General features: G+C 59.5%; 13 protein-coding genes. 1 reads left to right on the top strand and 12 read right to left on the bottom strand.

Going from position 1 to position 13,617, the window contains the following annotated elements; all coding sequences use genetic code 11:
• Positions 1-189: 189 nt before the first annotated feature.
• From hypE to DDA898_RS14460, 12 genes are all read right to left on the bottom strand, one after another.
• Entirely contained in the window at positions 190-1,218 is a 1,029-nt protein-coding gene (gene hypE, locus DDA898_RS14405; RefSeq protein ID WP_038911540.1) for a hydrogenase expression/formation protein HypE, read from the bottom strand.
• Complete coding sequence (hypD, locus tag DDA898_RS14410; protein ID WP_038911541.1) at positions 1,218-2,333, bottom strand: hydrogenase formation protein HypD; 1,116 nt, start codon at positions 2,331-2,333, stop codon at positions 1,218-1,220. Before hypD ends, hypE begins: the two co-directional genes overlap by 1 nt.
• Positions 2,320-2,607, bottom strand: a complete 288-nt coding sequence (gene hybG, locus DDA898_RS14415) for a hydrogenase maturation factor HybG (RefSeq protein WP_013318684.1) — start codon at positions 2,605-2,607, stop codon at positions 2,320-2,322. Before hybG ends, hypD begins: the two co-directional genes overlap by 14 nt.
• 2 nt (positions 2,608-2,609) lie before the next feature.
• The gene (hypB, locus tag DDA898_RS14420) at positions 2,610-3,794 is read right to left on the bottom strand and encodes a hydrogenase nickel incorporation protein HypB (protein WP_050570271.1); all 1,185 of its coding nucleotides are present in this window, start codon (positions 3,792-3,794) and stop codon (positions 2,610-2,612) included.
• 65 nt (positions 3,795-3,859) lie between these two features.
• A complete protein-coding gene (gene hypA / locus DDA898_RS14425; RefSeq protein ID WP_038911542.1) occupies positions 3,860-4,201 on the bottom strand; it encodes a hydrogenase maturation nickel metallochaperone HypA in 342 nt (113 codons plus the stop codon).
• The gene (hybE, locus tag DDA898_RS14430) at positions 4,194-4,703 is read right to left on the bottom strand and encodes a hydrogenase-2 assembly chaperone (protein WP_050570338.1); all 510 of its coding nucleotides are present in this window, start codon (positions 4,701-4,703) and stop codon (positions 4,194-4,196) included. Before hybE ends, hypA begins: the two co-directional genes overlap by 8 nt.
• Positions 4,704-4,749: 46 nt before the next feature.
• The gene (locus DDA898_RS14435; RefSeq protein WP_038901606.1) at positions 4,750-5,250 is read right to left on the bottom strand and encodes a HyaD/HybD family hydrogenase maturation endopeptidase; all 501 of its coding nucleotides are present in this window, start codon (positions 5,248-5,250) and stop codon (positions 4,750-4,752) included.
• Positions 5,250-6,956: a hydrogenase 2 large subunit gene (hybC, locus tag DDA898_RS14440; protein ID WP_038901607.1), complete on the bottom strand. Its 1,707-nt coding sequence runs from the start codon at positions 6,954-6,956 to the stop codon at positions 5,250-5,252. The genes DDA898_RS14435 and hybC overlap by 1 nt, the downstream gene beginning before the upstream one ends.
• Positions 6,934-8,133: a Ni/Fe-hydrogenase cytochrome b subunit gene (gene hybB / locus DDA898_RS14445; RefSeq protein WP_013318690.1), complete on the bottom strand. Its 1,200-nt coding sequence runs from the start codon at positions 8,131-8,133 to the stop codon at positions 6,934-6,936. The genes hybC and hybB overlap by 23 nt, the downstream gene beginning before the upstream one ends.
• The gene (gene hybA, locus DDA898_RS14450; RefSeq protein ID WP_038911543.1) at positions 8,120-9,136 is read right to left on the bottom strand and encodes a hydrogenase 2 operon protein HybA; all 1,017 of its coding nucleotides are present in this window, start codon (positions 9,134-9,136) and stop codon (positions 8,120-8,122) included. Before hybA ends, hybB begins: the two co-directional genes overlap by 14 nt.
• Positions 9,137-9,139: 3 nt before the next feature.
• Positions 9,140-10,267, bottom strand: coding sequence for a hydrogenase 2 small subunit (hybO, locus tag DDA898_RS14455; protein WP_038901609.1), 1,128 nt, complete (start codon positions 10,265-10,267; stop codon positions 9,140-9,142).
• 592 nt (positions 10,268-10,859) lie between these two features.
• On the bottom strand, positions 10,860-12,452 hold the full coding sequence (locus DDA898_RS14460) for an ABC-F family ATPase (RefSeq protein WP_038901610.1): 1,593 nt from the start codon (positions 12,450-12,452) through the stop codon (positions 10,860-10,862).
• A gap of 213 nt (positions 12,453-12,665) precedes the next feature.
• Between DDA898_RS14460 and DDA898_RS14465 the strand changes: the two genes are divergently transcribed.
• Positions 12,666-13,547, top strand: coding sequence for a PhzF family phenazine biosynthesis protein (locus tag DDA898_RS14465; protein ID WP_038911544.1), 882 nt, complete (start codon positions 12,666-12,668; stop codon positions 13,545-13,547).
• Positions 13,548-13,617: the final 70 nt, after the last annotated feature.

The raw sequence follows: 13,617 nt of genomic DNA on the forward strand, positions 1-13,617 counted from the left end.
CTTTAACTGAAGTGTGATGCTCTCAGTTTGGCACATTCGATGCCGTCAAGTTGGAGCGTCCATTTCATCATCCATGCGGCTCACCCGGCGAAGCCGTCCACCTCAGCACAGTTTTTGACGCCGGAAAAATGTCATCCTATACGTACTGGATTAGTTATTAGACCGTGATAATCACTACTCATCTAATAATCAGCAAATCCTCGGCATGGGTTCGCTGTGGGGTAAATCCAGCAGGCGGGAGGTGCCGAACACCCCGCACAGGCGTACCTGCTTTTTGTCGGTGACGCTGCCGATGACCGCCGCGTCGCGCCCCAGCGGATGAGACTGTAACGCATCCAATACCCGGCTTTCCGCCTGTGGCGATACCGCCAACACCAGCTTGCCTTCGTTGGCGAAGTTCAGCGCTTCCAGCCCCAGCAGTTCACAGATGCCGCGCACCGCCGGTTTGACCGGCAAGGCGCTCTCCTGCACCTCCATACCGTAGCCGCTGGCCTGGGCGAATTCATGCAGGATCGCCGTCACCCCGCCGCGGGTGGCGTCGCGCAACGCGCGCACCCCGTCAATCTGGCGTAGCGGCGCGATAAGCGGTGCCAGCACCGCGCAATCGCTGGTCAGCTCCGCTTCCAGCCCCAGTTTCTCACGCAGGTTCAGGATGGTGGCGCCATGATCCCCCAGCGTACCGCTGACGATAAGGCGATCGCCGGGACGAATCTCACCGGTGCCCCAATGCACAGCGTGCGGAATCACGCCGATGCCGGCGGTATTGATGAAAATCTTGTCCGCCGCACCGCTCGGCACTACCTTGGTGTCGCCGGTGACGATCTGGATCCCGGCGTCGCGGACGGTCTGCGCCATCGAGTTCACAATACGCAATAGCGTTTCCCCTGCCAGCCCCTCTTCCAGAATCAATCCACAAGAGAGGTAACGCGGCAGCGCCCCGCTCACCGCCAGATCGTTGACCGTACCGCATACCGCCAGTTTGCCGATGTCGCCGCCGGGAAACTCGATCGGGTCGATGACGTAGCTGTCGGTGGTAAACGCCAGCCGGTCGCCCTGCTCGCTCAGCGCCGCCAGCGGCAAACGCGCCTGATCTTCACGCTCCGCCAGCAACGGGTTGTCAAACGCCTGCAAAAACAGCCCTTCGATCAGCTGTTGCATCGCCTGCCCGCCGCTGCCGTGCGCCAGGGTAATCTCTTTCGGCAATAGGCTGTTACTCATCAGGCACACTCCCGTCGATACTGGTAATAAGCGGCGCAAGCGCCTTCTGACGACACCATCAGCGCGCCGATGGCGTTCTGCGGCGTACAACGCTGGCCGAACAGTGGGCAATCGCCCGGTTTACAACGCCCGGTAAGCACCTCGCCGCAGCGCGACAACGGTTCGTCCGCCACCCGCTGCTGTTGCGGCTTGAAGCGGCGCTCGGCGTCGAATTCAGCGTATTTCGCCCGCAGTTGCATGCCGGAATCGGCGATTTCCCCCAGCCCGCGCCACTCGCTGCTGGCTTTGGGTTCGAACACCTCCGCCATCGCCTGCTGCGCCAGCGTATTACCGCTGTCCGGCACGATGCGGCGGTACTGGTTTTCCACCTCGCAGCGCGCGTCGTGCAATTGCTGCACCAACATCAACAGCGCCTGCAGGATATCCAGCGGTTCGAAACCGGTGACCACAAACGGCTTGTGGAACTGCTCGCACAGCGGCTGGTAGGGATAGGCGCCAATCACCATGCTGACGTGCCCCGGCGCCAGAAAACCGTCGATGCGCAAGTCCGGTTGCTCCAGCAGGCTTTTCAGCGTGGGGATAATGGTGATGTGCTGGCAAAACAGGGAGAAATTTTTGATGCCGCGGCGTTTGGCCTGTTGCAGGGTCAGCGCGGTGCTCGGCATGGTGGTTTCGAACCCCAGCCCGAAAAACACCACCTGCCGGTCAGGAAATTGCTCCGCCAGCGCCAGCGCATCCAGCGGCGAGTAGACCACCCGCACATCGGCGCCGTGACGACGAGCATCCTGCAACGACCCGTTGCGACCCGGCACCCGCATGGCGTCGCCAAAGGTACAGAAAATCACTTCCGGACGGGCGGCGATCTCCAGACAGGCGTCGATCCGCCCCATCGGCAGCACGCACACCGGGCAACCCGGCCCGTGAACAAACTCGATCTCCGGCGGCAACAGCCGGTCGATGCCGAACTTGAAAATAGCGTGGGTATGCCCGCCGCACACTTCCATCAGTTGCAGCGGCCGCGTCTTCCACTGCGGCATGTCGTCAACCAGCGCCTGAATGCGCTGCAACAGCGCCTTCGCCAGCTCAGGGTCGCGAAATTCATCAACGTACTGCATAAATGGCTCCGGTTTGCCTGACTTCATCCAGCTCCAGCCCGACCGCCTGCATGGATTGCAGCGCCGCCAGCGTCTCCTGCGCTTCCTGCTCGTCCAGCAGGCTCATGGCGAAACCGACGTGCACCAGCACCCACTGCCCCACCAGTTCCGCCGGGTCGCCTTCGCATACCAGCGCGATATTCACCTCGCGCTGCACGCCGCAGACATCCACCCGCGCCGGGTAATGCAGATCCGGCCCGACGGCCACCACTTTTCCGGGAACGCCCAGACACATGATTAGGCTCCTGATAACAGCGACGGTTGTGATGGCGTCGGCGCCAGTTCGGCACCCAGCGACTGCGCTTCCAGCCACGCCAGCCAGGCTTCCATCCCCTCACCGGTGCGGGCGGACAGCGCAATCACCTCGATTTGCGGGTTGACGCGGCGCGCGTTGGCGACGCAGGCTTCCAAATCAAAATCCAGGTACGGCAGCAGGTCGATCTTGTTGATGATCATCAGCGAGGCGGCGGCGAACATATGCGGATACTTGAGCGGCTTGTCTTCCCCCTCGGTCACCGACAGCACCGCGACCTTGTGGCGCTCGCCCAGATCGAAACCGGCCGGACACACCAGATTGCCGACGTTTTCGATAAACAGCAGGCTGTGTGCCGGCAGTTGCAGCCGGTGCATGGCGTCATGCACCATCTGCGCATCCAGATGGCAGCCTTTGCCGGTGTTGACCTGAATCGCCGGAACCCCGGTGGCGCGAATGCGTTCGGCATCGTTGGTGGTTTGCTGGTCGCCCTCGATCACCGCGCACGGCACACGTTCGCGCAGCAGGTGCAACGTACTGGTCAATAAGGTGGTTTTGCCGGAGCCGGGGCTGGACACCAAATTCAGCGCCAGAATCCGATCGGCGTCGAAATGCTCGCGGTTGTGCGCCGCCAGTTGGTTGTTTTTGCTCAGCACATCCATTTCGATTTGCAACAGGCGCTGCTGACCGATCCCCGGCGCGTGAGTGCCCGCCGCGCCTTGCCCGTAATGCAAATGCTGATCCTGTTCCACCGGCTGAAAGCGTTCTTCCGGCCGGACATGATCGTGTGTGTGGTGATGATCCGCGTGGTCATGATGTTCATGAGCATGATGATCATGCGCGTGACGCGGTGCCTGCGGGCGGGCCACGCCGTGGTAATGATGATGCACATCGCCGTGATGATAATAGTAATGGTGATGATGAATGATCACGCCGGGCGCGGCCGGCGCGTCATCATGCTCATGGTGATGATGATCATGTTCATGGTGATGTCCATCGTGATGGTGTTCATGCTGATGCGCATGATGGTGAGGGTGTGAATGGACATGATCATGACTGTGGCTATGTTCGTGGTGGTGGTCGTGAGCATGGGGATGGTCGTGCGAATGAGCCGGCTCATCGCCCTCTATCCGGCGTTCTCCCTCACCACAACCGCATGTGGTACACATTGATACGACTCCTCCGGTCAACCAGACCGTTTTTTCCTGATTGCACGCCGACGGAAAGCGGCGCGCTATTCAATCGCCAGTTGCTTCAGTTGCAGGCTGTCGCCGCTCTCGACGCGCAGACTATGGCTGCCGCAATGCGGACAGCCGCTGTCGTGGTCGGCCACTTCCACCGGCTGGCTACACTCCCAGCACCAGGCCTGCGCCGGTCGCACCGACAGGTGCAACTGACAGCCTTCCGCCAGCGTCTGCCGGCAGACCGACTCGAAACAAAACCGCAACGCGTTCTCTTCAATGCAGGACAGCGCGCCGATTTCCAGCCAGACGCCGGTCACCCGCCGGGCGCCGTGCTGGTGCGCCTGCTGCTCAATCAACTCCAGCGCGTTGTAGCACATGGAAATTTCATGCATCCCGCTGACTCCGGTAACGGCTGAACAGCGCGCGGCGGCCGAGATTTTCGGGCGCGTCGGTGTCGCGCACCGGCAACGACAGCGCCATGCGCGCGCTTTGCTGCGCCAGTTGCAGCGCCTGTCCGGCGTCGAGCGCCGGGTCCAACGGCGACATCAATGAGCAAGACAGATACTGCTGCCCGTCGTCACTTTCGCTCACCACAAACTTTACGCTGCCGCAGGGCAGGTCCAGCGCCAACCGGGTAGCAAGGTCACGTCGGGGCCACTGCTGCCCCGGCCCCGGCAATACCAACAGACTGAGCATCCACGGCGTCAGCAGGCAGCCGAACCACTGCTGTTCAAACAGGGTAAATCCACAGGCCCGTACCGGAATGCCATTGCGGTAAAACGGCAACAGCCGCATGCGCTCTTGCGCGATACGGCTGAACTCGGCTTCCAGCCAGGCCACCGGACTCTGATCATGCCCCTCTATCCACGCCGATTCTTTGCGCTCACCGGGTATTGCGGGCGGATTATGGCTGCCGTCGTATGGCGAAGCGGGAAAAATGTCACTCACCACACACCTCCTGCGCGGTTTTCTCCGTCACCGCGACGCCGCTCTGACGTAGCGCGGCGATGATATGCCGCAACGCCGGTTCCAGCGCGCGGGTAACGGTATCGGACAGGCCGATGCCGGAATCGAGCGCTTCCGGCTCCACCCCCACCAGCGTTAGCTGGCGGGGAAATTCGCCGGTTAGCTGCAACGCCATCAGCACATCGGCCAGCCCCAACTGGTGCGGGGAGATTTTGCGGGTAAACAACGCCGGCACCTCGCGGTCGCGCAGCACCGTCACACTGCCCGGCGTCTGACCGGTCAGCACCGCGTCGGCCACGATCAGATGATCGCGCCCGGCCATGCACTCCATCAGCTCCATGCCGCAGGTACCGCCGTCCACTACCTCAATGGCGGGCGTGCAGTCGAACCGCTGTTCCAGCCGTTCCACCAGCCGTACCCCAACCCCTTCGTCACTCAGAAGAATATTGCCGATCCCCAGCACCAGTATGTTCATCACAGCACCTTCACCCGGGTGACTTCATTGCCATTGACGGTATCCACCACATGCACCGCACAGGACATGCACGGGTCGAAGGAGTGGATGGTGCGCACCACTTCCAGCGGCTTGTGCGGGTCCGCCACCGGCGTGCCCACCAGCGACTGCTCGTACGGGCCAGGCTTGTCGTCGCCGTTACGCGGACAGGAGGTCCAGGTGGACGGCACCACCGCCTGATAGTTGGTGATCTTGCCGTTTTTGAACACGATCCAGTGCGACAGCATGCCGCGCGGCATCTCGCCGAAGCCCACGCCGTGGAATTCGGTGTCGGGTGAAAAGTCCGGCTTGATGAAGGTCTGGTGATCGCCTTTGCCGATGTTGTCGACCAGCGCCTGCCACTGCTGAGCCAGCGTGTCTTTCAGTACGCAGCAGTGCACGGTGCGGCCAATTACCCGGCCCAGCGTGGAGTGCAGGTGTTTCTCTTCCAGTTGGTGACCGCTGAGCGTCTTATAAGCGGCTTTTACCTGCTCGAAGTGGGCCAGCGTGTCTTTATGCTTCGCAGCCAGCCCGCACAGCAGCCAGGCCAACGGCCCCACTTCCACGGTTTTGCCGTAGAACGTCGGCGATTTCACCCACGAGTACTTGCCGTCTTCATGCCAGCCGGTGTAGTTCGGCCGGGTCAGCCCTTCCCACGGCGCCAGCGACTGATCGTCCTGATACCAGGCATGTTTGCCGCTCTCGCGGATACCGTCGATCAGGAACTTATCGCTGTGGCTGGTGATCGGCCGGTAGCGCGACAGATCGCTGTTTTCGATATATCCGCCCGCCAGCAGGAAGCTGCCGTTTTTGTTGTCGGTCGGCAGCTCCGGCACGCTCAGGTAGTGATCGGCGCCGCGCCCCAGCGTCAGCCACTGCGGGTAGTGGGCGGCGATCACCGCGCAATCCACCTTGTAGACCTGCTCGATAAAATCGCCCAGCCGGTCGATGAAACTTTTCACGTACATCAACCGTTCCAGATTGAGCACGCTCGGCGCGTCCAGATTGATCGGGTTAGCCACGCCGCCGACCGCCAGATTCTGGATGTGCGGCGACTTACCGCCCAGAATCGCCACGATGCGGTTGGCGTCGCGCTGGCACTCCAGCGCCTGCAAATAGTGGGCGACGGCAATCAGGTTCACTTCCGGCGGCAGCGACATCGCCGGGTGGCCCCAGTAGCCGTTGGCGAAAATACCCAACTGACCGCTGGCGACCAAATCCTTCAGTTTCTGCTGTACCTTGGTGAACTCGGCGGCGGTATTCAGCGGCCAGTCGGACAGCCCTTTGAGCAGCGCCGCCGCTTTCTGCGGATCGGCTTTCAGCGCCGAGGTCACATCCACCCAGTCGAGCGCCGACAGCTGATAAAAGTGCACGATATGGTCGTGGATGCTGTGCGCCGCCAGGATCAGGTTGCGGATGTACTGGGCGTTGACCGGCACGTTCAGGCCGAGCGCGTTTTCCACCGCGCGCACCGAGGCGATGGCGTGCACCGTGGTGCAAACACCGCAGATACGCTGCACGATCATCCAGGCATCGCGCGGGTCGCGCCCTTTGACGATCTCTTCCATGCCGCGCCACATGGTGCCGGATGACCAGGCTTTGGTGACCTTGCCGTTTTCAATTTCGCAATCAATGCGCAGATGCCCTTCGATACGGGTAATGGGATCAATGGTGATGCGTTGGCTCATGCTTTACCTCAGCCTGATGATGCGTATGTTCGCCTTTCAGCGCGGGCAGTACCGGCAGCAGGCGGATTAACAAGATGTAGGCGCAGACCTCAATGGCGACGAAGCCAATGGAAATCAGGATCTCCTGCGCTTTGGGGAAGTACTGGTAGCCGTTGCCCGGATTGAACGCCAGCAGCGAGTAGCTCAGTCGCCACAACGCCGCGCCGAACAGCATGCTGAGCGCGCTGACGAACAGCCAGCGGGCATCCTGACGGCAGCGCTTCAGCCGCAGCAACACCAGCGGCAGCAGCATCAGGCCGGCTTCACACCAGAACATGACCGAGAACCGGTCGCCGGCGAACAGCAACGCGGTTTTCTGGTGCCAGACGATCTCGCCGAAACGCAGTACCACAAACAGCAGCACCAGCACATGGGCCAGTCCGGTCAGCTTGCGAAACAGCGCCTGTTCGTCCGGCCCGCGCCCTTTCAGCCCGGCCTGCACCATCGAGCCTTCGAAAATCACGATTGAAAAGCCCATGATGAACGCGGTCAGCAGCGACAGCAGCGGCAGCAGTTCATAGCTCTGCCACAGCGGATGCACCTTGTAGCCGGCGGCGATCATCAGCGACCCCATCGACGACTGGTGCATGGTGGGCAGCAGCGCACCCAGCGCAATGATGAAAAACATCACCTTGTTGAGCCGTTTCAGCGACACATGCCAGCCGAAGCGTTCCAGCACCACCGGCGCGAACTCCAGCGCCATCACCCCGATGTAGATGGTCATGCACACCGCGGTTTCAAACAGCACCGAGTTGGTGTTGAAGTAGCCGGGAATGTAGAAGTACGGCAGGTTCCAGTAGCGCCCGACGTCAATGGTGATCGACAACCCGCCCAGCGAATAGCCGAACAGACTGGCGAGCAGCGCCGGGCGTACCAGCGGGTGGTATTCGCCGCGGTTGAACACGTACACCGCCCAGGCCAGCGCCCAGCCGCCGCAGGCGAAACCGGTGCCGACCAGCAGGTCGAAAGCGATCCAGATCCCCCACGGGTAACCGCCGTTCAGATCCGCTACCGAGCCGATCCCCAGCAACAGGCGTTTCACGATCAGGATCGCGCAAATCGCCACCAGCGGAGCCAGCAGCATCACCGGCCAGCTCACCAGCCGCCCGCCCAACGGACTTGCTTTATGCGCCGTCATGAGGTTTCTCCTGTGAGTCGTGCGTCTCTTCCCGCTCGGCGCGGGTATTGCGATGCACCAGCACCGACAACCCGGCCAGCACCGCCAGCGGCAGCACCATCCCCTTGTACAACGTGTGTTGGATGTGCTCCGAACGCGCGCCGGTGGAGAGCGGATCCAGCGCCGGCATCTCCAGGTTCTGGTACGGCACCCCGGCCAGCACCAGCACCTGCGTGCCGCCCGCTTCTTTCTCGCCATAGACATAGCGTTCATAGCTCGGCACGGTGTGCAGGTAGCTGTCCTTACGATCCAGCGTTTGACGTGGATAGGCGTATTCGTCGCCCGGCTTGAGCGCCAGCCGGCGTTTCGCTTCTTCCAGCAGTTGCTCGCGGGTGCCGTAAATCACCGCCCCGGTCGGACACACTTCCACGCATCCCGGCATGCCGCCTTTGTCGAGCCGCGCCAGTTCAGGCTGATTACACAGCTCGCATTTGTGCAGTTTGCCGAGCGGGTTTTCATAGTCGTACTTCGGCACATTGAACGGACAGGCCACCATGCAGTAACGGCAGCCGGTACAGACGCTGGCGTCGTAATGCACCACGCCGGTTTTTGGGTCTTTCTTCAGCGCCGACACCGGGCACACCGATACGCAGTTAGGATCGACGCAGTGCATGCACTGTTTCTTGATGTAGGCATAGCCGTTTTGCGTCTGATCCTTGTTTTTGCCGTCGCCGCTGCGCCACACCTGAATGATGTTGTTGGTGTACGGGCTAAGCTTGTCGTTGTTGGACCAGGTCGCCGCGCCGCCGGCATAGACGGTGCTGTCCGGCTTGTAATCCAGCTTATTGACCTGCTGGCATTTGCTCACGCACGCCTGACAGCCCACGCACAGCGTGGAGTCGTACAGCATGCCGAGCGAGCCGGGAATGGGCGGCCGGTTGGTGGCCGCCGCTTCAGTCGCCAGCGGCGTGCCCGCCAACAGCGCCCCGGCGGAAGCCAGCTTGAAAAAATTGCGTCTGTTCACGGCTTAACCCTCCCGGGATGCGTTGCCGGCGTCCTGCTGTTTTTGCTGGCGACCCAGTTCACGCACCGCCATCAGGCTGACGCCCGCCACCGCCCCCAGCACGCCGCCGATAAGCCCGGTGGCCGTGGCGGAACTGTTGCCGCCTTCCGGGCTGGTGACCGACGGTTTCTCGACCCGCGGCGTCGGGTTTTCCACGTTGGCCAGTTGGAAAATACCCTTGGTAAACCCGATGCCCTCCTCGTTACAGCCATAGCACGGATGACCAATCCCCACCGGCCAGATACCACCACCCACGTCGCAGAATTCCAGCGTCGGGCAGTTGCCGTAGGTTTCCGGCCCCTTGCAACCCAGATGGTAGAGGCACCACCCCTGACGGTGCCCTTCGTCGCCGAACTCTTTGGCGAAGCGGCCGGCGTCGAAATGCGGGCGACGCTCGCAGTTTTCGTGGATCAGTCGGGCATAGGCGAAGGTAGGACGGTTCTGGCTGTCGAGCGCCGGCGCGCGCTGATAGGTGATGATGTGCGCCACGGTCGCCAGGAAGTTGTGCGGATTGGGCGGGCAACCGGGAATATTGATAACGGTTTTGCCCGGCAACACCGCCTGCAAGCTGGCGGCGCCGGTCGGGTTGGAACCGCTGGCCGGCACCCCGCCCCAGGCGGAGCAGGAACCGATGGCGACGATCGCCGCGGCATGCTCGGCGGCAGCGCGGATATGTTCGACAATCGGCTTGCCGGCCACCATGCAGTAAATACCGCCATCTTTCAGCGGGATGGAGCCGTCTACCACCAGTACGTATTTGCCTTTGTACTGCTCGATAGCGCGGTGTTTGTTTTCTTCCGCCTGCTCGCCAAACGCGGCGGAGAGGACTTCGTGATATTCCAGCGAGATAGTATTCAGCAGCAGATTTTCAATGGTCGGGTGGGTGGCGCGCAGCAGGGATTCGGTACATCCGGTACATTCCTGCGCGCCAATCCAGATCACCGGCGGACGCTGGGGGGACGTCAGTGACTGGGCCATTTCTGCGGCGGCGGCCTCTTTCAACCCCATGGTGGCGGCAAGTGCTGCACATAGCTTCATAAAATCACGGCGATTGATGCCGTGATGGGAAAGCATCATATTTTCCCCATTCATTCTTTATTATTCTCCTGTAACCAGGTCGAAGTAACACATTTACGTGTCGGCATAGAATAATGAGGAGAATAACGTCACCGATTTGATCTCTATCAATCGGCCGGGGAATAACCATTTTATTTGTGCGTCTTCTGTGAGGATCTCCGCGACATTTCTTTTTTAAACGCCCGGCATGTCAGATTAAATGAGAAAATATCTCAATGCGTAACAAACGGATAATTTTTTTGTGATCCATAATTGCTTAATCGATTTAACAGCGGCTTATATCAGTTATAATAAAAATATTATCATATTGATTTTAATTGGTTTTATTTGTTTTCTACTTGAGCGGATTTTATTTTTCCATTATTCGCTTGCATTTGCCATCCGCCACCAGTCAATTCAGTTACTTTAGATACTTTACTTTCAAAATCATGATTGCGGGATAATGTCTCTGTCTAAACGAAAGATAAAAGCGCACGCTGCGGTTGTTTTTTATACAAGGTTATTTCTTTCTCTCGCCACGCCTGATTCTTGTCCGTCGCCTTTTTAACATTTCAGGCAATAAAAAAAGCAGCCGACAAGCGACTGCTTTTTTACGAAAGGCAAAACGTTATTGGATTCCGCGGCTGCGCAGATAATCTTCGTAGTTGCCGCTGAAATCAATCACTTTACCCGGGGTGATTTCCACAATACGGTTCGCCAGCGAGCTGACGAATTCACGGTCGTGAGACACGAACAGCAGCGTGCCCTGATACAGCTCCAGCGCCATGTTCAGCGATTCAATGGATTCCATATCCAGGTGGTTGGTCGGTTCGTCCATCACCAGAATGTTCGGTTTTTCCATCATCAACTTACCAAACAGCATCCGTCCCTTTTCACCTCCGGACAGTACCTTGACCTTCTTGCGGATATCGTCCTGAGAAAACAGCAGACGACCCAGCACGCTGCGCACCGCCTGCTCGTCGTCGTTCTCCTGCTTCCACTGGCTCATCCAGTCAAACACGGTGAGATCGCCGTCAAACTCGTACTCGTGATCCTGCGCGTAATAGCCAATACGGACGTTTTCCGACCATTTGACCGTACCGGACTCCGGCGTCAGTTCGCCGACCAGCGTTTTCAGCAGGGTAGATTTACCGATCCCGTTCGTACCGAGAATCGCCACTTTCTCCCCCACTTCCACCAGCATTTTCAGTTGGCTGAACAGCGGGCCGTTATCAAAGCCTTTGGTCAACCCATCGATTTCCAGCGCGTTACGGAACAGTTTCTTGTCCTGATCGAAGCGGATAAACGGGTTCTGACGGCTGGACGCTTTCACTTCTTCCAGCTGGATTTTCTCTATCTGACGGGCGCGGGACGTCGCCTGACGCGATTTGGAGGCATTGGCGCTAAAGCGGCTGACAAACGACTGCAGGTCGGCGATCTGCGCCTTCTTCTTGGCGTTGTCGGCTAGCAGACGTTCACGCGCCTGCGTCGCCGCCGTCATGTACTCGTCATAGTTGCCTGGGTAGATACGCAATTCGCCGTAGTCCAGATCCGCCATGTGAGTGCAAACCATATTGAGGAAGTGACGGTCATGGGAAATGATGATCATGGTGCTGCTGCGCTCGTTCAGCACCTGCTCCAGCCAGCGGATGGTATCAATGTCCAGGTTGTTGGTTGGTTCGTCCAGCAGCAGAATATCCGGATTGGAAAACAGCGCCTGCGCCAGCAATACACGCAGTTTCCAGCCCGGCGCCACCTCGCTCATCAACCCGTAATGCTGCTCCATCGGAATCCCTACGCCCAGCAGCAGTTCGCCGGCGCGCGATTCCGCGCTGTAACCATCCATTTCGCCGTATTTGACTTCCAGATCCGCGACCCGGTAACCATCTTCCTCGCTCATTTCGCTCAGCGCATAGATACGGTCGCGTTCTTCTTTGACTTCCCACAGTTCGGCGTGCCCCATGATCACCGTATCCAGCACGCTGTATTGCTCAAATGCGAACTGATCCTGGCGCAGTTTACCGACCCGCTCATTCGTGTCGATGGCGACATTGCCTGCGCTCGGCGCCAGATCGCCGCCGAGGATCTTCATAAATGTGGATTTGCCGCAGCCGTTAGCGCCGATCAATCCATAGCGGTTACCGCCGCCAAATTTGACAGAAATGTTTTCAAACAACGGCTTACTGCCGAATTGCATCGTAATATTATTGGTTACCAGCACAGCACTTACTCGATTCGGAATGTGATTTGGCGCGCATTATGCCACAAGCGGGAAACAGAATCCCGGCGATTATCGAACGTTTTTTAATCAAATAAGGAATTGATATCCCGCCGTCGCGGCGTCACCGTGCGAGCACGCCTGACGACAGGCACGACAACATCTTGTTAACCGTACATAATGAGCGTTGCCCCAGATCGCAGAAGGAAAGATCAGATGTCGTCACCACGCCGTTTTAAACAGGTCGATGTGTTCAGCCATCATCCCGCCAAAGGCAATCCGCTGGCCGTCATTCTCGACGCCGACGGCCTCAGCGATGAACAGATGCAGGCCATTGCCCGCTGGACCAATTTGTCGGAAACCACCTTTGTGCTGCCGCCGGACGATCCGCTGGCTGATTATCGGGTGCGTATTTTCACCCCGTCGGGAGAATTGCCATTCGCCGGGCATCCGACGCTGGGAACCGCGCATGCGTTGCTGGAATCCGGCCTGAAGCCGCACGTACCACATCAGATGATCCAGCAATGCGGCGTCGGGCTGGTGCCGGTCGCTATCGGCGATGACGGCCAACTCGCGTTTCGCGCGCCGGACGTCACGATGACCGAGCTCGACCCGCAGTATGACGCGTTGCTCGACAGCGCCATCGGGATCCATCGGCGTCATCCAAACTATCGTCCCGTCAACGTGCGGATAGGCATCCGCTGGCTGACGGTAAGGATGGAGAGCGCACGCGCCTGTCTGGACGCGCGCCCGGATGCCACGCATCTGCAACGATTGCAGCAACTCGGCCAGACTGACGGCGTAGTGATTTACGGCCCGCATGACAACGCCAGCCCCACCGATTATGAAGTTCGGGCCTTCTTTGTTATGAATGATGCGGTGGTGGAAGACCCGGTAACCGGCAGCGCCAACGCCTGTATTGCCAGAGTGATTCAGCATAGCCCGTTGCCGGAACAGACGGACCATACGCTCGGTTATCGGGTACGTCAGGGCACCATGTTGTACCGGGATGGTCGGGTCAATATTTCCTACATTGACGGGCAGCCGTGGATTGGCGGCCACAGCAACACCTTGATTAACGGGCATATTACTCTATAACACACGGTTCCGCCCGCTAACGGGCCGCCAGAACAGCGGCCCGTTATTCCTTCAGCAATGCCGTTGCCTT

Source organism: Dickeya dadantii NCPPB 898 (assembly GCF_000406145.1).
Taxonomy (GTDB): Bacteria; Pseudomonadota; Gammaproteobacteria; order Enterobacterales; family Enterobacteriaceae; genus Dickeya; species Dickeya dadantii.

Bases quoted from the DNA above. Each gene is read 5' to 3' on its own strand.
- hybC (WP_038901607.1), bottom strand. From the start codon at position 6,956: ATGAGCCAACGCATCACCATTGATCCCATTACCCGTATCGAAGGGCAT.
- hypB (WP_050570271.1), bottom strand. From the start codon at position 3,794: ATGTGTACCACATGCGGTTGTGGTGAGGGAGAACGCCGGATAGAGGGC.
- hybG (WP_013318684.1), bottom strand. From the start codon at position 2,607: ATGTGTCTGGGCGTTCCCGGAAAAGTGGTGGCCGTCGGGCCGGATCTG.
- hybB (WP_013318690.1), bottom strand. From the start codon at position 8,133: ATGACGGCGCATAAAGCAAGTCCGTTGGGCGGGCGGCTGGTGAGCTGG.
- hybO (WP_038901609.1), bottom strand. From the start codon at position 10,267: ATGAATGGGGAAAATATGATGCTTTCCCATCACGGCATCAATCGCCGT.
- DDA898_RS14435 (WP_038901606.1), bottom strand. From the start codon at position 5,250: ATGAACATACTGGTGCTGGGGATCGGCAATATTCTTCTGAGTGACGAA.
- hypD (WP_038911541.1), bottom strand. From the start codon at position 2,333: ATGCAGTACGTTGATGAATTTCGCGACCCTGAGCTGGCGAAGGCGCTG.
- hypE (WP_038911540.1), bottom strand. From the start codon at position 1,218: ATGAGTAACAGCCTATTGCCGAAAGAGATTACCCTGGCGCACGGCAGC.
- DDA898_RS14465 (WP_038911544.1), top strand. From the start codon at position 12,666: ATGTCGTCACCACGCCGTTTTAAACAGGTCGATGTGTTCAGCCATCAT.
- hypA (WP_038911542.1), bottom strand. From the start codon at position 4,201: ATGCATGAAATTTCCATGTGCTACAACGCGCTGGAGTTGATTGAGCAG.